General features: G+C 67.2%; 1 protein-coding gene. It reads right to left on the bottom strand.

Annotated elements, in window-relative coordinates; all coding sequences use genetic code 11:
* The coding region (locus tag AC5ZGW_RS47290; protein ID WP_496114293.1) for a molybdopterin cofactor-binding domain-containing protein at positions 1-406 on the bottom strand (406 nt) is incomplete at both ends.

Genomic DNA, 406 nt, shown 5'->3' with positions numbered 1-406 from the left:
ATGCCTTTCACCCCGAATTGCGTATAAGGCGACGGCGTCTCCATGTGGTCGAGTCGCGCGGCCGGGACTTCGGTCGCGCCGGGCAGCAGGTAATCGGCGAGCGTCGTTGCCAGCGGCTGGCCGGAGGCATCGAACGGCATTCCCTCGTAGAGCGCAGTGCCGATGCCTTGCGCGAGGCCGCCAAAGATCTGGCCGTCGACGACGAGCGGATTGACCAGCACGCCGCCGTCCTCGACGATCACGTAATCGAGGATCTCGACCTCGCCGAGATCGGAATCGACCGCGACGACGGCTGCATGCGCGGCATAGCTGAAGGTGCCGCTGTCGCGCACCGGCTTGTAGCCTTGCGTCACCTCCAGCCCGCCCGGATCGACGTCGGCCGGCAGGTCCTGTGGGCGGCGGTACC

The organism is Bradyrhizobium sp. Crot121 (genome assembly GCF_059512385.1).
Note: the sequence above shows the minus strand (reverse complement) of the source record. Positions and strands in the feature narration are given on the sequence as shown.